Annotated in this window: 23 protein-coding genes, 1 pseudogene and 1 riboswitch; of the genes and pseudogenes, 5 read left to right on the top strand and 19 right to left on the bottom strand. The window is 47.2% G+C overall.

The features are described from left to right. Positions 1–13 precede the first annotated feature (13 nt). Genes gcvPB through gcvT form a run of 3 tightly spaced genes read right to left on the bottom strand, consistent with a single transcriptional unit; the run spans position 14 to position 3,954 of the window. Positions 14–1,471 (bottom strand): aminomethyl-transferring glycine dehydrogenase subunit GcvPB, encoded by a 1,458-nt coding sequence (gcvPB, locus tag ACFO8Q_RS17390; protein WP_380027307.1) that lies wholly within the window; start codon positions 1,469–1,471, stop codon positions 14–16. After that, the gene (gene gcvPA / locus ACFO8Q_RS17385; RefSeq protein ID WP_380027304.1) at positions 1,468–2,817 is read right to left on the bottom strand and encodes an aminomethyl-transferring glycine dehydrogenase subunit GcvPA; all 1,350 of its coding nucleotides are present in this window, start codon (positions 2,815–2,817) and stop codon (positions 1,468–1,470) included. The genes gcvPB and gcvPA overlap by 4 nt, the downstream gene beginning before the upstream one ends. A gap of 39 nt (positions 2,818–2,856) precedes the next feature. Beyond that, positions 2,857–3,954 carry a glycine cleavage system aminomethyltransferase GcvT gene (gene gcvT, locus ACFO8Q_RS17380; RefSeq protein WP_380027302.1) on the bottom strand — a complete coding sequence of 366 codons (1,098 nt, stop codon included), beginning with the start codon at positions 3,952–3,954 and terminating at the stop codon, positions 2,857–2,859. Positions 3,955–4,141: 187 nt separating this feature from the next. Further along, positions 4,142–4,242, bottom strand: a riboswitch (glycine riboswitch). 70 nt (positions 4,243–4,312) lie between these two features. On the opposite strand from gcvT, the gene ACFO8Q_RS17375 reads away from it, so the two are divergent. Both ACFO8Q_RS17375 and ACFO8Q_RS17370 read left to right on the top strand, forming a co-directional pair. After that, complete coding sequence (locus tag ACFO8Q_RS17375; RefSeq protein ID WP_380027300.1) at positions 4,313–6,028, top strand: DEAD/DEAH box helicase; 1,716 nt, start codon at positions 4,313–4,315, stop codon at positions 6,026–6,028. Next, positions 6,021–6,866, top strand: a complete 846-nt coding sequence (locus ACFO8Q_RS17370) for a YqhG family protein (protein ID WP_380027298.1) — start codon at positions 6,021–6,023, stop codon at positions 6,864–6,866. The genes ACFO8Q_RS17375 and ACFO8Q_RS17370 overlap by 8 nt, the downstream gene beginning before the upstream one ends. Here the strand turns inward: ACFO8Q_RS17370 and ACFO8Q_RS17365 are convergent. The 6 genes from ACFO8Q_RS17365 to asnB form a co-directional block, all read right to left on the bottom strand. Continuing rightward, positions 6,821–7,615 carry a hypothetical protein gene (locus ACFO8Q_RS17365; protein ID WP_380027295.1) on the bottom strand — a complete coding sequence of 265 codons (795 nt, stop codon included), beginning with the start codon at positions 7,613–7,615 and terminating at the stop codon, positions 6,821–6,823. The two genes, ACFO8Q_RS17370 and ACFO8Q_RS17365, sit on opposite strands and share 46 nt — an antisense overlap. A gap of 230 nt (positions 7,616–7,845) precedes the next feature. Then, positions 7,846–8,307, bottom strand: coding sequence for a hypothetical protein (locus tag ACFO8Q_RS17360; protein ID WP_380027293.1), 462 nt, complete (start codon positions 8,305–8,307; stop codon positions 7,846–7,848). A 61-nt stretch (positions 8,308–8,368) separates the two neighbouring features. Then, positions 8,369–9,289 carry a homoserine kinase gene (gene thrB, locus ACFO8Q_RS17355; RefSeq protein WP_380027291.1) on the bottom strand — a complete coding sequence of 307 codons (921 nt, stop codon included), beginning with the start codon at positions 9,287–9,289 and terminating at the stop codon, positions 8,369–8,371. 11 nt (positions 9,290–9,300) lie between these two features. Next, the gene (gene thrC / locus ACFO8Q_RS17350; protein WP_380027289.1) at positions 9,301–10,350 is read right to left on the bottom strand and encodes a threonine synthase; all 1,050 of its coding nucleotides are present in this window, start codon (positions 10,348–10,350) and stop codon (positions 9,301–9,303) included. 22 nt (positions 10,351–10,372) lie between these two features. Beyond that, on the bottom strand, positions 10,373–10,816 hold the full coding sequence (locus tag ACFO8Q_RS17345; RefSeq protein WP_380027286.1) for an ACT domain-containing protein: 444 nt from the start codon (positions 10,814–10,816) through the stop codon (positions 10,373–10,375). 228 nt (positions 10,817–11,044) lie between these two features. After that, positions 11,045–12,973, bottom strand: a complete 1,929-nt coding sequence (asnB, locus tag ACFO8Q_RS17340) for an asparagine synthase (glutamine-hydrolyzing) (protein ID WP_380027283.1) — start codon at positions 12,971–12,973, stop codon at positions 11,045–11,047. A gap of 334 nt (positions 12,974–13,307) precedes the next feature. Here asnB and ACFO8Q_RS17335 point away from each other — a divergent pair, with 334 nt between their 5' ends. Both ACFO8Q_RS17335 and ACFO8Q_RS17330 read left to right on the top strand, forming a co-directional pair. Continuing rightward, the gene (locus ACFO8Q_RS17335) at positions 13,308–14,075 is read left to right on the top strand and encodes a DeoR/GlpR family DNA-binding transcription regulator (protein ID WP_380027281.1); all 768 of its coding nucleotides are present in this window, start codon (positions 13,308–13,310) and stop codon (positions 14,073–14,075) included. Then, the gene (locus ACFO8Q_RS17330; RefSeq protein WP_380027279.1) at positions 14,072–14,947 is read left to right on the top strand and encodes a Cof-type HAD-IIB family hydrolase; all 876 of its coding nucleotides are present in this window, start codon (positions 14,072–14,074) and stop codon (positions 14,945–14,947) included. Before ACFO8Q_RS17335 ends, ACFO8Q_RS17330 begins: the two co-directional genes overlap by 4 nt. Before the next feature lie 80 nt (positions 14,948–15,027). On the opposite strand, the gene ACFO8Q_RS17325 is transcribed toward ACFO8Q_RS17330, so the two are convergent. The 9 genes and pseudogenes from ACFO8Q_RS17325 to ACFO8Q_RS17285 form a co-directional block, all read right to left on the bottom strand. Then, positions 15,028–15,435: a hypothetical protein gene (locus tag ACFO8Q_RS17325; protein ID WP_380027276.1), complete on the bottom strand. Its 408-nt coding sequence runs from the start codon at positions 15,433–15,435 to the stop codon at positions 15,028–15,030. Next, on the bottom strand, positions 15,428–15,916 hold the full coding sequence (locus tag ACFO8Q_RS17320; protein ID WP_380027274.1) for a PilW family protein: 489 nt from the start codon (positions 15,914–15,916) through the stop codon (positions 15,428–15,430). Before ACFO8Q_RS17320 ends, ACFO8Q_RS17325 begins: the two co-directional genes overlap by 8 nt. Then, positions 15,885–16,223: a type II secretion system protein gene (locus tag ACFO8Q_RS17315; RefSeq protein ID WP_380027272.1), complete on the bottom strand. Its 339-nt coding sequence runs from the start codon at positions 16,221–16,223 to the stop codon at positions 15,885–15,887. Before ACFO8Q_RS17315 ends, ACFO8Q_RS17320 begins: the two co-directional genes overlap by 32 nt. Then, positions 16,220–16,729, bottom strand: a complete 510-nt coding sequence (locus ACFO8Q_RS17310) for a Tfp pilus assembly protein FimT/FimU (protein WP_380027270.1) — start codon at positions 16,727–16,729, stop codon at positions 16,220–16,222. Before ACFO8Q_RS17310 ends, ACFO8Q_RS17315 begins: the two co-directional genes overlap by 4 nt. Next, positions 16,656–17,000, bottom strand: a complete 345-nt coding sequence (locus tag ACFO8Q_RS17305; protein WP_380027268.1) for a competence type IV pilus major pilin ComGC — start codon at positions 16,998–17,000, stop codon at positions 16,656–16,658. The genes ACFO8Q_RS17310 and ACFO8Q_RS17305 overlap by 74 nt, the downstream gene beginning before the upstream one ends. Positions 17,001–17,014: 14 nt before the next feature. Further along, positions 17,015–18,061 carry a type II secretion system F family protein gene (locus ACFO8Q_RS17300; RefSeq protein WP_380027266.1) on the bottom strand — a complete coding sequence of 349 codons (1,047 nt, stop codon included), beginning with the start codon at positions 18,059–18,061 and terminating at the stop codon, positions 17,015–17,017. Then, positions 17,956–19,092: a GspE/PulE family protein gene (locus tag ACFO8Q_RS17295; RefSeq protein ID WP_380027264.1), complete on the bottom strand. Its 1,137-nt coding sequence runs from the start codon at positions 19,090–19,092 to the stop codon at positions 17,956–17,958. Before ACFO8Q_RS17295 ends, ACFO8Q_RS17300 begins: the two co-directional genes overlap by 106 nt. Positions 19,093–19,574: 482 nt before the next feature. After that, entirely contained in the window at positions 19,575–20,276 is a 702-nt protein-coding gene (locus ACFO8Q_RS17290) for a cell division protein FtsQ/DivIB (protein WP_380027262.1), read from the bottom strand. Positions 20,277–20,527: 251 nt separating this feature from the next. Continuing rightward, positions 20,528–21,054 (bottom strand): annotated as a pseudogene (locus ACFO8Q_RS17285) (2,3-bisphosphoglycerate-dependent phosphoglycerate mutase); the annotation flags it as partial. Between the two features lie 325 nt (positions 21,055–21,379). On the opposite strand from ACFO8Q_RS17285, the gene ACFO8Q_RS17280 reads away from it, so the two are divergent. Continuing rightward, positions 21,380–22,150, top strand: a complete 771-nt coding sequence (locus ACFO8Q_RS17280) for an Ada metal-binding domain-containing protein (protein ID WP_380027260.1) — start codon at positions 21,380–21,382, stop codon at positions 22,148–22,150. A 351-nt stretch (positions 22,151–22,501) separates the two neighbouring features. Here the strand turns inward: ACFO8Q_RS17280 and ACFO8Q_RS17275 are convergent, their stop codons facing one another. Continuing rightward, positions 22,502–22,690 carry a hypothetical protein gene (locus ACFO8Q_RS17275; protein ID WP_380027258.1) on the bottom strand — a complete coding sequence of 63 codons (189 nt, stop codon included), beginning with the start codon at positions 22,688–22,690 and terminating at the stop codon, positions 22,502–22,504. Between the last annotated feature and the right edge of the window lie 96 nt (positions 22,691–22,786).

Below are 22,786 nucleotides of genomic sequence, written 5' to 3'. Positions count from 1 at the left end.
AGACCCCCTCCTCTTACTTCACGTAACGCAGCACCGGATTTCGGGCTGCCATAGTCTCATCCAATCGATTGACCACAGTAGTGTACGGCGCCGCTTTTACTGCATCCGGGTTTTCGGTTGCTTCTTTCGCAATCTCAATCATTGTCTCCATAAATCGATTCAAAGTATCAATGTTTTCGGTTTCTGTCGGTTCGATCATGATCGCTTCCTCTACATTAAGCGGGAAGTAAATGGTCGGAGGATGGAAACCGAAGTCAAGAATCCGCTTGGCAATATCAAGCGTTTTAACCCCGTTCGCCTTTTGCCGCTTCCCGGAAAGAACAAATTCATGCTTGCAGATCCGATCATACGGCAGGTCAAAGTAGGGCTTCAGTTTCCGCATCATATAGTTGGCGTTTAATACTGCGTCCTCCGTTACAAGCTTCAAGCCGTCCGGTCCCATGGTCCGAATGTACGAGTATGCGCGAACCAAGATGCCGAAATTTCCATAGAAGCCTTTTACTTTTCCAATGGACTGCCGACGGTCGTAGTCAAGTACATATTTGCCGTCTTTATAGTCGACAACCGGTACTGGCAGGAATGGGATCAATTCTTTCTTTACCCCGACCGGACCGGCTCCGGGACCACCGCCGCCATGCGGGGTTGTAAAGGTCTTGTGCAGGTTGAGATGCACCACATCAAATCCCATGTCGCCAGGACGGGCATATCCGAGAATTGCGTTCGCGTTTGCTCCATCATAATAAAGCAGACCGCCTGCTTCGTGGACAATCTCAGCGATCTCCACAATCTGTTCTTCAAACAGTCCCAAAGTCGATGGGTTGGTCAACATCAGTGCAGCCGTATCGGGGCCTACAACTTGACGCAGTGAATCCAGATCCACGTTTCCCCGTTCGTCCGATTTGATCGTAATGGTATCATAACCCGCTACTGTAGCTGATGCAGGATTGGTCCCATGAGCGGTATCCGGAACGATTACTTTCGTTCTTTTCTCTCCGCGTGCTTCATGATAGGCACGGATTAACATGAGTCCCGTCCATTCCCCCTGCGCACCCGCTGCGGGTTGCACAGACACTCGATCCATTCCGGTGATTTCTTCCAGCTCGGTCTGCAGTTTATACATCAGTTCAAGTGCGCCCTGTACCGTTTCCTCATCCTGATAAGGGTGAATGGAAGCAAAACCTGTCAAACGCGCCATGCGTTCGTTCCGCTTCGGATTGTATTTCATCGTACAGGATCCAAGCGGATAAAATCCATTGTCGACCCCATAGTTGCGGCGAGAGAGTTCCGTAAAATGGCGAACCAAATCGACTTCACTCACTTCAGGCAGTTCGGCCGGTGTTTTCCGAACATAATCAGACGGAATCAATTCTTCAACAGATTGCTCAGGTACGTCACATGCCGGAAGGCTGTATGCGATTCGACCCGGACGTGACAACTCAAAAATCAACGGTTGATTCTTTTCTTGTCTCATACAATTGCCTCCAATCGCTCAGCCAATAAATCAATTTCTTCTTTTGTGCGCAATTCCGTAACTGCAAAGAGCATACCGCCTGTGTATTCGGGATATGACCGACCCAGGTCATAGCCGCCGATAATCTTCGCGTCGAGCAGTTTTTTGTTGACGTTTGCAGGATTCCCATTCAGCTTGACAGCAAACTCATTAAAGAACGGTGCTTGAAAAAGGGGCTCGATCCCTTTGATGCCTGAGAGTTTTTTATGGGCATAATGCGCTTTTTGCAGGTTCAATTTCGCCACATCCTGCAGCCCCTGTTTCCCCATATAGGTGAGGTATACAGTGGCAGCCAGTGCATTCAATGCCTGGTTCGAACAAATATTGGAACTCGCTTTCTCGCGGCGTATATGTTGTTCCCGTGCTTGCAGAGTCAACACGAACGCACGGCGGCCATCCAAATCGGCGGTCTGACCTACTACCCGCCCAGGTACCCGTCGTACAAGTTCCTTTGTCGTTGCCAGCATTCCGAGGTAAGGTCCGCCAAAAGCAACCGGATTCCCGAGGGATTGCCCCTCAGCCACTACTATGTCTGCACCAAAGGCACCAGGAGCTTCGAGAATTCCCATTGCAATCGGATTGACTGCAGTGACAAAAAGCGCCTTGTGCTGATGCGAAAGTTCGGAAATCGCCTTGATATCCTCGATCGAACCGAAGAAATTCGGATATTGCACAAGTACACCCGCAATGTCGCTGCCCAATTTTGCTTCAAGATCCTGTAAGCTGGTGCGTCCGTCTTCAAGTGCAATTTCCTCAACCTCAATGTTTTGACCATACGCGTAAGTTTTGACGACTTCGCGGTACTCCGGATGAACGCCTCGTGAGATCAACAGCTTGGAACGACGTGTTGCGGCACAAGCCATGATTCCCGCTTCGGCCATAGCACTGGGACCATCGTACATGGATGCATTCGACACATCCATTCCGGTCAATTCACATACCATTGTCTGGTATTCGAAGATCGCTTGCAGGATGCCCTGCGAAATTTCAGGTTGGTAAGGAGTATACGCCGTGTAAAATTCAGAACGGCTAATGATTGCGTCTACAACGGAAGGTATATAATGCTGGTAGGCACCGGCTCCCAAGAAGGAAACATACTCTTCCAGGTTGGCATTCTTGTTGGCCATTGCGGCAAAATTCCGGTTTAATTCAATTTCCGACCAGGCCGGCGGAAGGTTCAGTTCCCTTTTTAACCTCACCGACTCGGGAATATCAGAAAACAGGTCTTCCACATTTTGAAGCCCCAGTGAATCGAGCATCGTCTTGCGGTCTGCTTCTGTGTTGGGGATATAGCTGTGCTTTTTCAATGTTTCGCCTCCAAAACTCCTTAATTTGTTTGAGGTTATTTACTTTGCTCTTTTATAAAATGGGGTCTTGACAATTACGCCTTTCACCGGTTTATTTCGGATAATGACGTCAAGCTCCTGACCGATTTTTGCATAGTCAGATTCGATCAATGCAAGTCCGATATTTTTCTTTACGGTCGGCCCCATGGTACCTGTTGTAACTTCACCAATCTTCCGCCCGTCAACCTGCACTTCATAGTGTGTGCGCGGAATGCCCCGCTCGATCATTTCGAAGCCTACAAGTTTGCGCTTCGGTCCTTCTTCTTTTTGCTTGGCCAACGCATCCCGGCCTATAAAGCCGCCCTTGTCGAGCTTCACAAACATTCCGAGACCCGCTTCCAACGGCGAAATGGACGAACTGATTTCCTGCCCGTAGAGAGGCAATCTTGCTTCAAACCGCAACGTGTCACGGGCTCCCAGACCCACAGGGACAATTTCTTCTGCTTTTCCTGCATTCAGAATGGCTTTCCAGAGATCTGCCGCATGTTCAGCATCGACATAGATTTCAAACCCGTCCTCGCCGGTATATCCGGTTCGGGATACGAGACATTTGTACCCTGCTGCGGTCACGTCCTGGGCAAACCAATAGTATTTGACCGTTGATAGGTCATAATCGGTCAGCTTTTGAAGGATCGATTCCGAAAGGGGACCTTGCAGCGCGAGTTGGGCTATCTGCTCCGACAGATTCGTGATCTCGACGTTTCCCGATGCGTTTTGCTTGACCCATTCAAAATCTTTCTCAATATTAGCCGCGTTCACGACCAGCAGATAATGGTCAGTGCCGAGCCGGTAGACCAGAAGATCATCCACACACCCTCCATCCGGATAGCACATAGGAGAGTATAATGCCTGGCCAATCTCAATTTTGGACGCGTCATTGGTAATCCAATTTTGGATATTGGACAATGCATCCGGACCTTTTACTTCAATTTCCCCCATGTGGGACACGTCAAACAGTCCCGCCCGGGTGCGAACCGCTTCATGCTCCTGCAAAATGCCGGAAAATTGAACCGGGAGTTCCCACCCCCCGAAGTCGATCGTTTTTCCGCCATACTCCGCATATACAGGAAACAACGGTGTACGTTTTAACTCTGCCATCATTCAACCCCCTAAAAAATCTTCCGAAAAATTGTTTTTCCAAAGTATGTTTCCCTTTTTTGGGCAAGAAAAAAGAGACACTTAGGGAAAATTTCCCCTAGTGTCTCTGTCCCCGCTACCTGAGAGTTCCCTTCAATTGAAGTTGCCCCTTGGGTGGCCTATGTAATCCGGCTCTCTCCAGAGTTGCGTCCTGATTGCGGTACTTCTGCCTGAGAGATTCATGGAGATTCGGGCAACCCCCACTTGCTCCTTCGGCGACGAAATGTCGTTCTCTCCCGCAACAATCATCCGCGCGTATAAAATTCCAAAAACTAGCACACTCTATTGCAGCATTATTATACCACAAGGGGTGAACTCCTTGAAACTGGATTCTTTAACGAACCCTCCGATCCATGAGGCACCGGAGTGCACCATAGATGATAATCTGTTCCAACAGTTCCTGGAAAGAGTAGAAAACGAAAATTGGAATCACTGGACCCTGTTCCAATTGATAAGGGAAGCCGAGGAAACAAAGGTGGCTCCTACCTTTGACCAATTGCTTTGCCTCGAGCACATTCCCGCGGTCGTCCCCTACCCGCATCAAGTGGCAACAGCCAAACGGGTACTCAATGAATTACAGGGTCGCGCCATACTCGCAGATGAAGTCGGCTTGGGAAAAACGATCGAAGCCGGTTTGATCATGAAGGAATATATCATGAGAGGTTTGGTAAAAAAGACTCTGATTCTCGTGCCCGCTTCTCTTGTTCTGCAATGGACCCGGGAGTTAAATGAAAAGTTCAATATAAAAGCGGCAGCCCAACGCAAAGAATGGTGTTGGACAACCTATGACGTAGTAGTAGCCTCAATCGACACAACCAAGCGAGATCCGCATCGGAGCATTGTCCTGGAACAGGATTGGGACCTGGTAATCGTTGATGAGGCCCACAAGCTCAAAAATCGGAAAACGAAAAACTGGGAACTGATCAATCAATTAAGAAAGAAATACTTATTGTTACTGACCGCAACTCCGATACAGAATGATATGAAGGAATTGTACAACCTGATTACTCTGTTAAAACCGGGGCAACTGGGAAGCGCCCAGCACTTTACATCCACCTTCATGGAAGAGAAACGCAAACCCAAAAACCCCGGTGAATTAAAAGATGCTTTGTCGCAGGTGATGATTCGAAACAAGCGCAGTGAAGGGGGCGTTTTTTTCACCCAACGAAAAGTGACTTCCATTCCGCTTGAACTCTCGCCGAAGGAACGCGAATTATACGATGCCGTTTCGTATTTTGTGAGAGAAGAATATTTGAAACGGCGGGCAGAACGAGGCAATGTCCTGCCGCTGATCACCCTGCAAAGGGAGATCTGTTCCACCCCTTATGCCGCAATGCCGACACTTGAAAGAATGCATAAGGACCCCAAAACATCCGACTCTTTAAAGACAAGAATCGAACAGCTGTATAAAATGTGCGGAGAAATCCCGCTCGAAGAATACACAAAAGGAAAAACCGTAATCGACATTGTGAGATCCTGCAATGACAAAGTGATTATCTTTACCGAATATCGGGCCACCCAGGAATATCTCATCTACATGCTCGAACAAGCGGGCATCCGGGCGATTCCGTTTCGGGGCGGTTTTAAAAGAAGCAAGAAAGATTGGATGCAGGATCTTTTTGAAAAAAGGGCTCAGGTGATGGTAGCAACGGAAGCCGGCGGTGAGGGGATCAACCTGCAATTTTGCAACCAGGTGATCAACTTCGACCTGCCTTGGAATCCGATGCGCATCGAGCAGCGGATTGGACGGGTTCACCGTCTGGGCCAGGAACGGGACGTATTTATCTATAATATGGCCACACGCGGTACGATTGAAGAACACATTGTGGATTTGCTGCAGGAAAAGATCCGTATGTTTGAGATGGTCATCGGAGAATTGGATATGATCATCGGCAAGCTGAAAATGAACAAAACACTCGAGAACGATATCATGGAATGGTTTGTCGAGTCCAGTTCGAAAGAAGATCTTGCCTCGCGTTTTGACCAGCTGGGACAGAAAATGATCGAAGCTCTAAGGGAGGAACAAGATGAATAAGGAGCAGATTCAATCCTACTGCAGACGATATTTCCAGGCGACCAACACCCCGATCCTTCGGGACGAGCCAAATTTTCTGCAAGTCGAACTTCCCATTGAGGTCGATAAAGAACTGACCGATCGTCCGTACTATTGGATGTGGGTGGAAGCTACGGGACAGGAAGTGAAACCTACCGTCTTAAACCTGGTGTTCGATCCGGAAGTGGAAATTGAAGGAGAGGAAAAGTGCGAACTGGTGGCCCTCGGAAGCTTTCGACTTGAAAAGATCTTTGAATCGGCAACGCGTAGGGGACGATTTGTTTGCCAGTATCAGCATGGAACTTCCACCGGACTGAGGGTCCCTTTTTTGGTAACCAGTCTTAAAATTTCCTATATCGCCGACAGACGAAGAGACGAGATTCGTTCTTACGGGGTGAACCTGAAAAGCAACCAGGTAATCCCGGATCTGTACGAACAAATTCGTGAACTTCCCATGACGGATGAACTGCCGGAGTATTATAAAGAACAATTCTCGAACGGACAGTTCCTGATTGCCTCTCTCCAAACGGGGTGGCAAAAGATCAAGGATGCGGTAACGGAGGAAATCCAAAGCGAAGACCATTCCTGGGCCGAGGCAGCCCTCGAACAGTTATCCCACGAAATTGAACAACTTGAAACGTATTACCAGTCGTTGATGTTTGATAACCAAGAGCAAATGGCAATCTATTCAGCCGAAAGAGAACTGCGAACCGCGGAACTGAAATGGCGCTGTCAGCCCCGCATCCAGGTGACTCCCCTGCACTTTGCCCTGCTTTATCTGGAGCCAACCCAATTTACGGCCGGATCTGTCCCGATATAAATCGGATATTCGGCCCCAGCAAACACATCGCGAAGTTCCAGAACTTCCAGATTGCCCCTAATGGTTTGCAGCCCGGTAATTGCCCAGACGGAATAATAGTCCTTCGCAAGAGTGGTGAATACCAGATAACCGGCTGCCTCCCCCGTTTCGGGCAATAATTTTTTGTCAAACGGAACCGAGTGGCCGAAACCGTACTGGATCATTACATCTATCCCGTAATCCGAACGGGTGTCGGTTGAAAACTGGATTCCCTTGAAATTTTCCCCGCCTGCCTCAGAGTCATGAGCCTCACCGATAATTGAAGCTCTCTGCCGGATGGGCTTTCCCTGAATGGTCTCCCCATTGGCAAGGTTCATCCACGTATCCGGATCAGCATCCGCCACTTGGAATAAATGCATTCCAGGCCCTATGTACAAATAATGACCCGCTTTCTGATTCTTCAGCATTTCAATCGGTGTGACAGGGCTATATTCAAACAGGGCTTGTCCATTGCTGGCTGTAACAAAATATCCGAGATTCCGGTTTTGGTTCTCGACCTGCCACACCACAGCCTCCTGTCCGTAAGCCGTAGATTCGGCAAACAACTGGCGAACCGTTGAATCTTTCCAGTCATGAAAAATCGGATTTGAATCAGCGATCCGATTCTTCCATTGGTGAATGGCAGCAGCTTGTCCAGGATTGGCTGTAACGGTCGATTGTCCAAATAACAGCGTAGTCAGAATCAATATAAGAATTCCAAACCTCTTCATTTTCTCCCTCCCGGAACGGGCCCATCAAAGTGAAGATCAACCTTCGCAGCTTATTCCGGGTACTTTTATGGGGACCCAAAAAGTGCTGACGAATTCTTATTAAACTAATTTTACAGTGGATTGTCTGCGATTGTTGCCGGAACGTGTCGTTGATCCTACTCAATTTTCCTGCTTAAATCGACGGGATTCGAGAAAAAAGAAACCCTGTACCCGAATGGGTACAGGGGCCTCTATGAGGAGGGAAGGTTTTTGAGTTTTTGGATTTCCGAAGACAATAACCTTTCAGCTTCCTGCATTACAGCTAACTGATTTTTCTTATTGGCGGTTAATGCGGCCAAAATCTCTTTTTGTTTTGATTCATTGCGGGATTGCCGGGCGGCGTTCAACTGTCCCTGAAGTTTTTTGTCAACTTCGTTATACTGATGTATTTTCTTTATTAATTCGTCATACTGAATAATATTTAATTTTACATGTTTTTGTTCCGCGAGAGAACGTAATTGTTCTTGTTGTTTTTTCACAGTTTCTGATAGTTCATTGATTTGCCGTTGCATCTCATGAACCTCTGTCGAGTCTTTCGACACTTCTTGTCGAGCAGCGCCCCCGCCTTCTGCACCGGCTGCCCAACTCGGAATTGGGGTGGAAAGAGCAGCCAAAACCACTCCAAGACCAACTGCTTTTTGTCTCCAATTCATTCCATCACCTCTTTTATGCTTTGAAAAACCCTCTATAGGGTGCACAAAAGAGGAGGAATTATTAAGTATCAGATGAAAAAATTTCTACCCCCTGCTCCGCGGGAGACAGAATCATGATTTCAGAGCCAATCCCTTCTGCCTGAAAACCTTCTTGCAAAGCAGTTCCTATCCGATCTGCTCTTTCCTTGCAAAATGCGATTAACGTTGGACCCGACCCCGATAGAACAGCCGCCAAAGCACCAGCCTCTTTCGCCCGTGCAATCGCATCCTTCATTCCCGGAACCAACGGCATTCGATAAGGTTCATGCAATCGATCGTCCATCAGATTGCAAAGCATGTCAAAATTTCCTTCCACCAGCGCAGCCACCATCAGACTGCTTCGACTCACGTTATGAACGGCATCTGCATGGGAAACCGCCGGCGGGAGAGCTTTCCGACTCGTCTTGGTTGCAAGCTGAAAGTCCGGAATTGCCACCACACAGCTCATTTCGGGGGGCGGGGAAAACCTTTTGGAATAGACTTTCCCGTTCACCATTCCTGAAACCACGATTCCCCCGAAGATTGCCGGCGTAACATTATCCGGATGCCCTTCGATTTCAACAGCCATGTGAACCAATTCATCCTCAGACAAAGGCTGACCGAGCAGCACGTTGGCTGCCCATAAACCGCCGACAATTGCGGTTGCGGAACTCCCCAATCCGCGAGTGACGGGAACATTATTGTGAATGTGAATCCGTACTCCCCTTTCTTCCAAAAGGGAGGCTTGGCCGACTTTTTCAAACACTGAATGCATGGCCTGATAAACTACATTGGTAGCGTCGCGCGGGACCAATTCGGCACCGTCACCTGTCACTTCAAATTCCAAGCTGCCCGATGACCAGGCAGCTTCCAGAGTATTATAAAGCGATAGCGCCATACCCAAAGTATCAAAGCCAGGACCCAGATTGGCAGTTGTCGCCGGAATGCGTACACAAACTCCCATTCTGATCCCTCCTACTTAAAGATCGCTTTCACTACCGCCTCTTCCTTAGCAGCTACGACCTTTGTCTCAATTGACACGCCATGTTTCATAGCCGTTTCAGGGTCTTTTAATCCATTTCCGGTCAATACACAGACCACTCGATCATTGTTTGCGAAGCAGCCTGCTTTTGCAAGCTTTAAAACACCGGCTACCGATGCGGCAGAACCCGGTTCACAGAATACGCCTTCGGCCGCAATCATGCGATACGCTTCCAAAATTTCGTCGTCCCCAACGTGGTCGATCTTTCCTTTGGAGTCCTTTGCGGCTTGCACTGCAGGCTCCCAGCTCGCCGGGTTCCCAATCCGAATTGCGGTCGCAATTGTTTCCGGATTTTCAATCGGTTTGCCCCTTACAATGGCAGCCGCACCGGTTGCTTCAAACCCGATCATCTTCGGGAGTTTACCGGAACGACGATTCTTTCGGTATTCGTTAAACCCTTTCCAATATGCGGTAATATTGCCCGCGTTCCCTACCGGAATTGCCAGATGAGTAGGTGCTTCACCCAAAGCGTCACACACCTCAAACGCGCCGGTTTTCTGCCCTTCAATCCGATACGGGTTCACAGAGTTCACCAATTTAATGGGATGACTTTCCGCAATTTGGCGGACGATCGCCAACGCCTCGTCAAAGTTCCCCTCGATTTCGATAATTTCCGCACCATACATGATGGTTTGAGCCAATTTTCCCAAAGCAACTTTCCCATGAGGAATAACGACTACTGCCTTCATTCCTGCACTGGCGGCATAGGCCGCTGCGGCAGCGGACGTATTGCCGGTCGAGGCACAGATTAACACTTCTGCCCCCTCTTCTTTCGCTTTCGTTACCGCCATTGCCATTCCGCGGTCCTTAAATGAACCGGTAGGGTTTAATCCATCATATTTGAGCCAAACTTCAACCCCTGCTGCATTTGAAAGCCTGTTTGCTTTGTATAAGGGGGTATTGCCTTCAAACAATGTAACGATTGGCGTATCGTCAGATACGGGCATAAACTCTCTGTACTCTTCCACAATTCCTCTCCACATTGGTTCTCTCTCCTATCTGAAATTAGCTGTAACCCACAACTTCCGCTTTTCGGACACCCTGCATATTCTGCAGTGTCACCGTCAATTCATCCACGGATACGTCCAAATGACGAATATCCACTGTTGCCGTCACGTGAGCCGCTTGGCTAAGAGGCATACCTTGTGTGATCGTTATAATGTTGCCTCCCGTTTGGGCAATCGTATTCAGAACATTTGACAAGATACCCGACCGGTGTTCAAGTATTAACGATAAAGTGATTAAACGCTCTCTTTTCTCATCGTCATACAGAAAGACCAAATCCCGATATTTATAAAAAGCGGAGCGAGACAATCCCACCACGTTAACCGCATCATGCACCGTGTCAAATTCCCCTCTGGCCAGCATGTCCTTTACTTCAACCGTTTTGATCATCGCTTCCGGCATGATTTCTTCGGCCACCAAGTAAAATCTTCTGCGTGGTTTCACTAGACTCTCCCTTTCATGCTCTCACGGCAATGTGATTCCGTAGCCTTAGGCACAAGGGCGCCGGGGCACCAGAGTGCTGAGTCGGGCTCTGTTCACTGCAGGAGGATCATCGTCTTTGTATAGTAGACAGTATACCATTCCGCTCTTGGTTGGCTCAATGATTTTTTATGATCTTACATAAAGAAGAAGCCTTTAGCCGTTGTGGCCTTCAGCTTCTTCGTTGACACGCTATTCTTTTGTGCCAACCAACTCTTTTCCGTGTGTTCTTCTGAGTTGGACATTGGGGCTTACCGAACTGGCAACAGATACAGACTGCTCCACATAGATCTGATGCCAAAGCATGAAGATCAAAACGGTCCATACCTTGCGGGAGTTATCACGGACATTATTTTTATGTTCATCAAGCAGCTGCTGGACAAACTGTTTATTGATCAAATGGTCCACCGGGCTTGCGTCAATCAATTCTCGAGCCCAACCATAAAATTCGTCTTTCAGCCATTTCCTTGTCGGAACAGGGAATCCAAGTTTCGGACGCTCCGCCACTTCACGAGGCAGGATGTCTTTAACCGCTTCACGCAGAACATATTTGGTTGTACCGTTCATCATTCGATATTTCATCGGAATCTTGGATGCGAATTCGAACACTTCCTTGTCAAGGAATGGCACCCGTAACTCCAACGAGTTTGCCATGGTCATCTTGTCCGCTTTCATCAAGATGTCCCCGGTGAGCCATGTATGAAAATCGAGAAACTGCATTTTGGTTACATCGTCATAGTTCTTCGCACGGTCGTAATAAACGCCGGTGATATCCATCGGACGGCGCAATCCAAGCTGATCCGGGTTGAAATGAACAAATTGTTCTTTCATTTCCTCATCGAAAATGAATGCATTGCCGACAAAGCGTTCCTGCACGGTCTTGGAACCCCGCATCAGGAAAGAACGCCCCTTCATGCCCTCCGGCCAATTTTTTGCAAATCCGCCAAGGGATCGGCGCATGGAAGGCGGAAGATAATCAAACATTCGCAGGGACAGCGGTTCCCGATAGATCGTGTACCCGCCGAATACTTCGTCAGCTCCCTCGCCGGAGAGAACGACGGTAACATACTGCGACGCCAGCTCAGCGACAAAATACAGAGCGATCGCGGCCGGATCGGCAACCGGCTCATCCTGGTAATACATCAGCTTCGGAAGGATATCGAGATATTCTTTGGCGCTGATAATGGTATCCCGATGTTCAGTACCGAGAATACGCGCTGTCTGGCGGGCGTACTCAATTTCACTTTGTCCGCCGGCTCCTTCAAAGCCAACGGTAAATGTCTTCACCTGTTCAAGCTCTTTTAGAAGGGCAACAATCGTACTCGAGTCTACGCCGCTCGACAGGAAGGCACCGCGAGGCACATCTGAATTCATATGAGCTTGCACGGAGTTTCGCAGAATTTCCCGCGTTCCCTCAATATAATAGGAAAGCGGTTGATCGCCTTCGTCGAATCGGACTTCCCAATAACGCTGCAAAGACAGTTTGCCGTCTTTGACAATCATGTAGTGAGCAGCCGGAAGCTTGTAAATTCCCTTGAACATGGTTAATGGATCCGGTGCATATTGAAAGGTCAGATAGTTCCAAAACGCCTCCTGGCTTACTTCCCTCTGTACCCCTGGCACAGCCAGCAAGCTTTTAATTTCGGAGCCAAACGCTATGGTATCGGCGGTCTCCGCATAGTATAGCGGTTTAATTCCAAAATGATCACGGGCCACCATAACCTGATTCTTATTGGAATCCCAAATTGCAAATCCGAACATGCCCCGAAGGTCCTTTACACAATCCGGACCTTTTTCTTCGTAGAGGTGGACGATCACTTCCGTGTCTGATTCTGTTGTGAATTTGTGACCACGATCGATCAGCCAACGGCGAATTTCCTTATAGTTATAAATCTCGCCGTTAAACACGATCCAAACTGAACCGTCCTCATTCGACAGTGGTTGATGACCCCCCTCAAGGTCAATAATTGACAGCCGCCGGAACCCCAAGCCAACGTTCCTGTCAAAATGAACCCCCGTATCATCGGGTCCGCGATGTACGATCAAATCGGTCATTTGTTCCAGGACCATTTGATCTGCAGGACGACCATCCTTGGTCACCATGCCACAAATTCCACACATGTATGTAGCCTCACTTTCTATCATACGAGCTTATTTCAAGTGTATCGGGTTTGTCGAATCGCGTCAACGAACGGGAAACGAAGGATGGCGCAGGATTTGATCGACTCTATCGGCGATCTCGTTCATCCGGTTCGTCCCTTGTAAGCAGTATATTCACGATGGACACCTCTTGTCCACATCGTACCACATTCTGCGACTGTTCCTCATCCATTTTTGAGGGGCAGGGACTAGATAAATGCAAAATAGATCATAAAAACTTAAATATGATCATAAAGTCTTGAAAAAACTTATAACATGGTACAAAATAAAGAAAACGCACTAAGGGGATTCGAAAATGTTTCAGGAAGAACGACTGTTGTCGATCTTGGATTATTTGGAGAAAAACCGGAAAATCACGATTCCGGAAATATGTGAGCTGTTTGATGTTTCGAAAGATACAGCTCGGAGAGATCTCATAAAACTTCAGGAACGAAATGCGATTATTCGTACACATGGCGGCGCTCTATTGCCATCCCGGCAGTATGAAGTCCAAGGCTTTCATGAAAGGGAAAGTATTGAGAGTTCCATTAAAGAAAAGATTGGGAAGAAAGCCACGGCCTTTGTGAATGATCACGATCACTTACTCATGGATGCATCAACGACTGTTCAGAATTTGGCAAAATTCTTAACCGCAACGAACATAACGGTCGTGACCAACTCCATTGATCTGGCCAGTATTTTACTGGATAACGAGGAAACCACCGTTTATTTGCCGGGTGGTAAGCTCCATCCAAAATATCGTCATCTGTATGGCCCGTCGACAATCGAAAAAATCAAAGAATATCGAGCGAATAAGGTGTTTATGGGGGTGAGCGGCATCACTTCAGAGGGGCTGTTCTATAAAAATGAAGACGATGGAGCTACAATTCGGGAGATGATTGCCCGTTCCGAACAGGTTATTGTTCTCGCCGATCATACGAAATTTGGAAAACAATTATTTTATCGTGTATGCGGCTTGGAAAAGATCGATATTTTGATTACAGACAAAATACCTGATGAGAACCTGGCAATGAAGTTATCTGAATTAAAAGTGCAGGTTGTAACGGTGGAGGAAGACAGATGAAATTGATTGCCCTGGATATGGATGGAACACTGTTAAATTCAAAAGGAAGTATCAGTCCCGAAAATAGTCAAGCAATTAACTATTTACAAAGCAGAGGAGTTAAGGTAGTCATTGCTACCGGAAGACATTACAAGGATGCCTTGGGCCCCCTGCGGGAAGCGGAAATCATTTGTCCTGTTATCAGTTTAAATGGGGCGGATATTCGATCTGAAGAAGGTGATACGGTTTATCAATTGCCAATTCATTCAGACATTGCAGATCAGATTGTAAAATATGCACTGGATTCAAACTCATATTTGGAAGTGTATACAGAAGAAGGAGTTTTTGTTAACCAACAAGCGTTATCCTGCTTAGAAGCCGAGATGAACGAAATGCGGTGTGCAGATCCGGACTCGAAGGCAGACACCGTAATGGACATTGCGCATAAACAGTTCCTTCAAGCGACAAGCAAACAGAGTCTGGATATCGAGTCTCTTTTGTACAAGTCGGACATCTATAAATTGCTGTTCTTCTCCTTCAATGAGGGGAAGTTGTCAGATACCCTGTCATTTTTGAAGGCGATACCTGAAATCTATATCAGTTCCTCAGCACATCATAATATTGAAATTAACCATCAACAAGCGACAAAAGGGTTCGGCTTAAGCCGCATGGCTGAGGCATATAACATTTCCATTCAAGACTGTGTAGTGCTAGGAGACAGTTTGAACGATCTTAGCATGTTTGAAGTGGCCGGTATCAGTGTAGCAATGGGGAATGCGGAGGAGTCATTGAAACTGAATGCAGACAGGACCACACTTACCAATGATGAACATGGTGTTGCCCATGCGATCTATCAAATCTGGCCGAAGGAAGTAAAACAATGCAGGCTGTGAACATCGAAGAAATGAGGACGCTATTCATGCGTCCTCATGCTTTCCCTCCCTTCCAGGCTCCCATTTCGCTGGCTCATCGCTCACTCGCTCCAACTTATGATTTTCTTTTCCTTTACATTATAGATAACTTGCAGGCTGCGTTTGGCACGCGGAGGAACAAAGGCGTCAGATCGTATGACCACAAGTTCGGGAAGTTCTGCTTGAGCACGTTCTGCATGGCTTTCCTGTTCGTTCACTATGGTGACCGTATAACTGCCCTCCCCAAACGACGAGAATGGAAATCCCTCTCTCCATTTCGGATTACGATTTAATTTCGTAATGGCTTTCGTAATTCCCGCTTCTGCTATGTATCGCGCCTTGTTCACTTCTACAATCGCCAGCGCCGATCGATAGTCAGAGGAAGCCAATGCAAAGAGCCCGGCCAAAACTATCATTCCAATTAACAAAAGAACAGTTGTGAGAAGCAAGGAACTTCCTCGTTCATTCATTCCCCCACCCCCGTAGGGAAAAAATGCCCTCTCTTTCCCATTTGGATCCGTCGTGTTCAAGTGACAGGGTAACTTGTACAGCCCTTTTTCCACTATTCTGCACCTGCCATTTTTTCACATCCGGTGCGATTACCGATGCACCTAGGCCGTTAACGGATCGGATTAATTTTCCCCGATCCGATATGTAATACCGAATCTTCTGACCGCTCCCGTTTCGAAGCGTTAGTTCGCTGCCGGAAGATAGGATCGCTGTGCTCACTCGTATATCCTCTCCGACAATCCGAAAGGCATTTTCACCTGGGGTTGCCAACCGGCCGTTTTTCTCGATTACCTGGGCCGACTTCCCCCACTGGGACATCCATCCCGCCACCGCGAGAATGATGAGTGACAGGACCAACATCCCAATAAGCAGTTCAACAAGAGTCATCCCCCGCTGATCCAACCGGGTTCTATTGAACCAATGTTTCATACGATACCGCATACTCTTTGCCTCTTTCCTGAAACGCTACCCGGACCCGAATGTGTTGACCTTCCATTTCTTCAATACTTTGTGTGTGTACGGTATACGACTGCCCTCCCTCTCTAACACTCCAAATTCCTGTCCGAACCATGCCAGCAACAGCCTGTTCCATCTCGTTGATCGCAATATGGGAAGCACCATTGATTTTTGCCGCCAGACGGGCCTGGCTTTGAATCATTCCCCAGATGGGAAGTGTTACTGCAATTGCAGTCGACAAAATGAGAATGGCAGTCACCGATTCCAGTAAAGAAAAACCTTCTTCGTTCATTCCCGGCCCTCCTTAACCTGAATCTGACCGGTATGAAGGTGAACAGTCAAACTGATTTCTTTATTATGACGGTTTCTGAGTACCACCGTACCCCCACCGACCGGATGTCCTTTGCCATTAAACTGCAGCACTGGCCGATTCGAGGCCCATTTTTGTTCGGAAATCCGGATTCCCTTTGGGAAGGTAATTGATTTTCGCTTGGCCGTACCCGTCCACACTTCATAACCGTCATCTTTATTCAATCGGAGGGAATGGTTCTCTCCAGTCAGCAGAGCCATTGATTGACATTCTTTCATATCGGCATACAGTTGGTTGGCTGTTCCTTGAAGATTCTTGTTGTCAATCACCCGTTGATAGCCGGGGAGCGATAGCCCAAGCAGTGCCGCTAGACAGAACAAAACAATCAACAGCTCAACCAAGCTAAATCCCGACTCACTTGGTCGCAGTGCTTGTAGGGTGTTTCGAGCAGGTGACAACTGCTTCATCATTTGATACCGAAAGAGCATAACTGCCTCCTTTTGGGCAGACCGGTTGGGTTTGCAGATAATTCTTTGACTTGAGCGCTTCGAGTGTATTCGGCCATTGGTGCTCAGCCAGATAGTAGTTCTCCATCTGGGAGCGGATCAATTTCTGATTTCCTTCACATGCGGTAGTTTGGGCTTTCTCGCCGACCGACTTTAAATGCGGAATTGAAATCGCGATGATCACCGAAATCACAAATAGAGAAATCACCAATTCCACCAATGTGAAACCATCTTGACGCCGTATTGCATTCATTCAATCACTCCTTTTTAAATCGACTGCACCATTTGCATCATCGGCATCACCACCGCAAACACGATAAATCCAACCAGCACTCCCAAGCCCACTATAATAGTCGGTTCCACAAGTTGAACCAGGCGCTGCAGCATTCTCTGCAGGTCTCCTTCCAGTTCTTTTGATGCAAAACCGCAAACTCCAGCCAGATCTCCACTAGCTTCGGCAGCGTGAACGGCATGAACAAGCAGAGGGTCGATCCAATGCTGAGCCTGCAGCGCTTTTGTAAATGTATCCCCGAGAAAAATCTGTTCTTTGATGCGGCGAATCACTTTTTGTTCCAATGAAAATCGGGCGGTCCGTTCACATGTATCCAACGCCTGCAAAAGCGGCACACCGCTCGACGTCATTACAGCAATCGAATCTGCCAGCCGATAGGAGATCCACATTCTCCAAATCTTTCGGATGCCGGGAATGGCAAACACCATAGCCCCCGCTTTTGGAAAACGGGATCGAACCACTCTTCGCATGAAAAAAAGAACTGATGCAAGGAAACAGAGGAAAATGAGAATCCAGGGAAGAAGGATGCGCAGCTTCGAGGTGAATTCGAACAAAGTTTGGGTTTCAGTGGGAAGAAAGAATCCGAGATTCAGATACATCGTTTCAAAACGGGGAAGAATTCCATAGAGGACAAATATCGTGACAAGCACCGTAACAATCGCAACCACAGCGGGGTAGACCAGGGAGTTGACGATTTTTTGCTTCCATTCATATTGATGTCGGAAATGTTCTCCCAAGCGGTTGAATGCATGAACCAGGTTGCCGCTTTCTTCGCCCACGAGTGTCATCGCGGGCACCATTGGGTGAAACTTATGTCTGTGCAGCAGCATTGACAGTGGTTCCCCGCCTTCAACGCCTTCGAGTAATGCTTTCAGGGTCAACGCATCTTTTCGTGAAGCCTGCTCGTACAACAGTGTCAGGCTCGTGTGGAGAGTGAGTCCGCTTCGTAAGAGTCCGGCCATTCGTGAACAAAATCGGGCGAGCTTCCGATCACTTTTCCATCTTGCTTTGGTTGTAACCATACCAGATCTCCTCCACATATCCTTTCATATTCCTCCGCAATCACCTCGCCTTGTAAAATTAATTTCCGTAATGTAGATTCCAGGAAGTTCTCCCGCATAAAAATTGGTTTGTGCATTGGCGGAGCACCCTGCTGCAGCCAATCCTTTACTTCGTCCGTCACAGTCAGCAGATCAAAAATAGCCCTGCGTCCTCCTGCGTTTCGCTTTACCAATCGTTGGCTCAGCACTCCCTTTACAGCCACACCGACAAGATACGGTTCCACACCCAAGTCCACTAATCGGATCAGGGCCCCCTCTTTGGTTTCGGTATGCAGCGTGGTCAAAACGAGATGTCCGGTTAGTGCCGCCCGGACCGCTATTTCCGCCGTCTCGCGGTCTCGAATTTCCCCTACCATGATAACGTCCGGATCCTGCCGAAGAACGGATCGCAGCCCCCTGGCAAAAGTAAGTCCGGCCCGCTCATTGATTTGCACCTGATTGATTCCTGCGATACGGCTTTCAACTGGATCTTCCAGAGTGACAATGTTAAGGTGGCGGGAAAGAAGAAAGCGCAGTGCGGCAAACAATGTGGTCGATTTTCCCGATCCGGTAGGACCAGCCGCGATCACCATCCCATGGGATTGCTTCAGCAGCCTCCGAAAATCATGCAGCAGTTTGGGCTCCATTTGCAGTTCTTCGAGATCCTGCAATTTTGAGGTGTGCCTGAGCAAACGCAAAGCCAATTTTTCCCCTTCTACGGTCGGCAAAGACGCAACTCGGATATCCAATACACTTTCCTGCATCTGCATTTGAAAACTGCCATCCTGCGGAAGCCTTCTTTCGGCTATGTCCATTTCGGCAAGCACCTTGATTCGTTGTACCGAACTACCTTCACATGGCGGCAGATTCGGAATGCTTTGCAAATCTCCATCCTTCCGCATTCGCACGTCATACCCCTCTTTGGACGGTTCAATGTGGATATCACTCGCCCCTACCTCAAACGCCAGTTCAATCACATGCTGAACCCAATCCGAGGTGTTCAACAACTGCAAGATGATTCCCTCCTTTCGACCAGTTTCCAACAATAATTATATTTGCTCTTAAACCGATATTTCCTCCTTATTATTATGATATATTTTTCGACAAGAAAACAGCACTCCTTGTTTTGGAGTGCTGGCCGGTAGTTCGGTTCTCAAAACATGTGATTATTAAGTTTTTCAAGTCTATAATTTCGTCGGCCGATTGTATTCGAACGCGACTTTCACCGTACTCTTGGGGACTTGCTCCACCGTGAATCCCGGACAAAGTTTTCTGCAAACATCAATGTTGAGGCGGGTGATTATGTATTTCTCTTTTGCGTCCAAATTAATGCGCAGAAACCATTTTGTAATCACTCGGTTGAAAACTTAGCCCGGAAGAGCCCGTACAGGCGTTTTTTAGTTTTAAGGAGAAAGTGATTTCTTACCTGCTCCGATCTAATTCATTTCCCGTTTGAATTGGTTTATACACGGCTGGTTCTTCCGGACCGTAAATCTCAACCACTCCGGGGGGGCTGATCTTGCAATTTCTTTCTTTTAAAATCCCTGTAGATGTTTAGCGTAGTGGACACATCTCCTGAAGGAAAGACGATTTTAAACTTATCAACGGTATGTGCATACCAAAGATTGCTGTTCGAAAGGTTAAAATCTGATATGTCTTGCAGTAATGTTTTGTCCACTTTTACAATTTGCGTGCAAAACTTTTGCACGTCTGGATCAGAAATACGTTTTCCCACTTCCACAGGGAAAGTTCGTTCCGACCTAACGATGGGGATACCAGTGGTACTATTTGTTTTATCAAATACAGTGCCATCGTTTAATAGACGATAAGAAACGCCTTCATGAATCAGCAAGGCGGAAACGGATTTTTCAGCGACTGCGATCACAATGTTCCCAGGAAATTTGACTTCAACGTCCGCCTCTAAGATCAGAGGAATCTGCTCAGTAAGACGCCGATTAACGTCTTTCGAATCTACCTTCCACCAATTCATCCCTGCTTGTAATCCGCTAACGCTCGTGATTTGATCTATTGATACTTGTTGATTTCCTATTACTGTTATGGAACGAACTTTTGACATCGGCGAATTAAAAAACACAATCACCGCAATGCTGATTGTAAAACAAATTAGTAAAAAAATAGCCTTCTTGGAGCTTCGCGAGTTTTGGGACATCTTACCCGGCTGCGGATGCAAAACCAACGCGATCGTTCCTTCCCATTTTATGAGTCACCTCATTTTACCACAAAATTTGTTTACTTTTGCCTTATCAAAAATTAGGGTATTCGGATTATTGTGTAGAATCTCCGAACCCAAAGGAAAGGTTCCCCCAGGAATTTATATCGTGCTATAGATCCCCGTTTAATCAAGTAACAAACTACACTAAGCTCCTGTAGTTCTCGGGCTGTTTTAAGTACGATTCTTTTACAGTATCCTTTGTTATGTACTCATTCTCTTTTACCCGCTTGTATGGTAGGGACAATTTTTTCGTGCCAGTATTTCAGCACTCTTTTTTCTGTATCTGCAAGACTTTCTGTAAGTGGAAATTCTCCTTCCTTTAAATCCTGATATCTTGGATCTGAAGCCTCAGATCTTGGATCAGTAATTGTGAGTTCGGGTGGTCTTACATTCATAGATCTTCTCCAAATATTCACTTGTTCTTCTCCAAATTTTGCGGTAGTCTCCTCTTTGTTTAACCATTGAAGGGCACCATAGTGCCTTTCATTCAACCTCCATGTCTTGTAAATGGGAACCCACACCAGATCCATCTCATGAAGGATGATCCATAAGGTTCGTATCGCCCTTTAAGAACAGAAGTATGTGCTTCATCAAAGACGAATCCATGTTTCTTTAAGATTTCTCCCGCTTCCCTTGCCTGTGTTAGTCCATTTTCCGTTAAGTCTACATCAGCCCATCCGGTAAACCTGTTTTCAAGATTCCACAGGCTTTGACCATGACGAATGAGCACGAGTTTTATCATGGTAATCTCCTTTCTTAGTTAGGAGCGAATGGTGCTCCTCCAGTTATAAAATTTTTTATCCACCTGCAACACTGGGAAATTGACAGCAACAAATTGCAACGTCGTCCCAAGATATATCTCTTGAACACCCTATTTCTGTGCCCATTCAATAGCAGTGTTTAATAACACACAATCAACAAACGCCTTCAATCCGATTGTCGTTCTAAACGAATGGAGTAATCTGCCATTCAGTTCGTTCGTTTCGAATTCTTGCCTTCTCATCTCAAAGTACTTATGCAGTAAAGTTTATAAAGATAAAATGGAAAATGAGATCGGGGGTGATTGTATGCAGGATGAACTATGGAAAGCGATCATATCTTGCGACAAACGGTACGATGGTCAATTTTTTTACGGGGTACTCACCACGGGTATCTTTTGCCGACCCTCTTGCAAATCGAGGACTCCGAAACGAGAACATGTCAGAATCTTTTCGACAACCGAAGACGCACGAACAGCGGGACTCCGTCCATGCAAGAGGTGCAATCCGGAGGTGCATAATTGGAACGGATCGGATGAAGAGCTTGTTGTTCGCGCAAAAAATCTTATTGAATCCTGCTTTCACGAACCGCTCACTTTAACCGGACTGTCAATGAAACTTCATGTTAGTCCTTACTATTTCCATCGGACGTTTAGAAGGACTACCGGTAAAACACCGGCGCAACATCTGGTCAGTCGGAGAATCGATGCTGCCAAATTGTTGCTTGTCGTCGCCTTGACGACCAATCTGCTCGGGATGCAAATCAGCGGTAGTTTTTCTCTGATCTTGAGCGGTCTGGTTTTGCTTCTTTTGTTAGCGACAATCGGGCTCTCCCTTCCTGCAATGGAGCCAGCCCCTTTCGCCCCGAACGGCATCAAAAGCATCGGAAGCGCGTGTGTTCTTATATTTTGGGCGTTTTTCGGATGGGAGAGCATCACCCATCTGGTCCCCGAGTTGAAAAAAATTTGGGATATGCCCGTTCGACCAACGGAGGTGGAAATCCGTCAATTGGCTTGCGATTGGTCTCCATGGAAGAGTTACGCCAGTTATTATCTCGTGTATGATTTGAAAAACTCTTAACCAAGGTTTTTTCGATTTCATCACGATTCATAACTTTGCCGGATAAGATCAACGAAACAAAGTACGCCCCCTATTCCACCGTATCGGCTTGAATCCAAAACCGCACATCTCGGGCCGACTTGACATCGGAACCTTTATAACGCAACGTTACCTTTTCGTCGCTGCCAAGCAGCAAAAGCAACAGCGACGCAACCAACCCGCGGAGCGGCTCTGTATATCATCGAGCCCCAATTTTCTTCGCTCAGGGAGTGTAATGAACGCCCAAGCTCGGAGGAAAAAACATCGTATAGATTACAACGACGGCAAAAAACAAAGCCAAGAGGATAACCACACGGAAACCCTTCATTCAAATCACCTTTCTCCTTCTGATTCGACAAAATGTTCTCTCTCCTTCAGTTCCTTTCCGTAAGCCGCGGAATTCAACACGTCGAAAGGGTTGGTTTTGGGTCGGCCGTTTTTCGGTTTTTTGAAAAACTTCAGACACGCAATCAAAAAGATTGTTGAAAGCGCGAGCCCGACCAGAGCGATCACCCACTCCATTCAAAACACCTCCCAAATCAAAAAATTAAGGCTCAGTTTAAATTTACTGTTGCTTAACCAGCCATTCTCTGGAGTTGGGCATCACAATGCACCGAA

The organism is Effusibacillus consociatus (assembly GCF_042652925.1).
Classification (GTDB): Bacteria; Bacillota; Bacilli; order Tumebacillales; family Effusibacillaceae; genus Effusibacillus; species Effusibacillus consociatus.
This window is presented reverse-complemented; position numbering and strand designations above follow the sequence as displayed.

What these genes read in the sequence shown, in the direction of transcription:
- ACFO8Q_RS17320 (WP_380027274.1), bottom strand. Translation starts at nt 15,916, where the DNA reads ATGCGGTATCGTATGAAACATTGGTTCAATAGAACCCGGTTGGATCAG.
- ACFO8Q_RS17280 (WP_380027260.1), top strand. Translation starts at nt 21,380, where the DNA reads ATGCAGGATGAACTATGGAAAGCGATCATATCTTGCGACAAACGGTAC.
- thrB (WP_380027291.1), bottom strand. Translation starts at nt 9,289, where the DNA reads ATGGGAGTTTGTGTACGCATTCCGGCGACAACTGCCAATCTGGGTCCT.
- ACFO8Q_RS17365 (WP_380027295.1), bottom strand. Translation starts at nt 7,615, where the DNA reads ATGAAGAGGTTTGGAATTCTTATATTGATTCTGACTACGCTGTTATTT.
- thrC (WP_380027289.1), bottom strand. Translation starts at nt 10,350, where the DNA reads ATGTGGAGAGGAATTGTGGAAGAGTACAGAGAGTTTATGCCCGTATCT.
- ACFO8Q_RS17315 (WP_380027272.1), bottom strand. Translation starts at nt 16,223, where the DNA reads ATGAACGAAGAAGGTTTTTCTTTACTGGAATCGGTGACTGCCATTCTC.
- ACFO8Q_RS17300 (WP_380027266.1), bottom strand. Translation starts at nt 18,061, where the DNA reads ATGGTTACAACCAAAGCAAGATGGAAAAGTGATCGGAAGCTCGCCCGA.
- ACFO8Q_RS17275 (WP_380027258.1), bottom strand. Translation starts at nt 22,690, where the DNA reads ATGGAGTGGGTGATCGCTCTGGTCGGGCTCGCGCTTTCAACAATCTTT.
- ACFO8Q_RS17335 (WP_380027281.1), top strand. Translation starts at nt 13,308, where the DNA reads ATGTTTCAGGAAGAACGACTGTTGTCGATCTTGGATTATTTGGAGAAA.
- ACFO8Q_RS17325 (WP_380027276.1), bottom strand. Translation starts at nt 15,435, where the DNA reads ATGAATGAACGAGGAAGTTCCTTGCTTCTCACAACTGTTCTTTTGTTA.
- gcvT (WP_380027302.1), bottom strand. Translation starts at nt 3,954, where the DNA reads ATGGCAGAGTTAAAACGTACACCGTTGTTTCCTGTATATGCGGAGTAT.
- ACFO8Q_RS17330 (WP_380027279.1), top strand. Translation starts at nt 14,072, where the DNA reads ATGAAATTGATTGCCCTGGATATGGATGGAACACTGTTAAATTCAAAA.
- ACFO8Q_RS17370 (WP_380027298.1), top strand. Translation starts at nt 6,021, where the DNA reads ATGAATAAGGAGCAGATTCAATCCTACTGCAGACGATATTTCCAGGCG.
- ACFO8Q_RS17360 (WP_380027293.1), bottom strand. Translation starts at nt 8,307, where the DNA reads ATGAATTGGAGACAAAAAGCAGTTGGTCTTGGAGTGGTTTTGGCTGCT.
- ACFO8Q_RS17310 (WP_380027270.1), bottom strand. Translation starts at nt 16,729, where the DNA reads ATGCTCTTTCGGTATCAAATGATGAAGCAGTTGTCACCTGCTCGAAAC.
- asnB (WP_380027283.1), bottom strand. Translation starts at nt 12,973, where the DNA reads ATGTGTGGAATTTGTGGCATGGTGACCAAGGATGGTCGTCCTGCAGAT.
- ACFO8Q_RS17305 (WP_380027268.1), bottom strand. Translation starts at nt 17,000, where the DNA reads ATGAATGCAATACGGCGTCAAGATGGTTTCACATTGGTGGAATTGGTG.
- gcvPB (WP_380027307.1), bottom strand. Translation starts at nt 1,471, where the DNA reads ATGAGACAAGAAAAGAATCAACCGTTGATTTTTGAGTTGTCACGTCCG.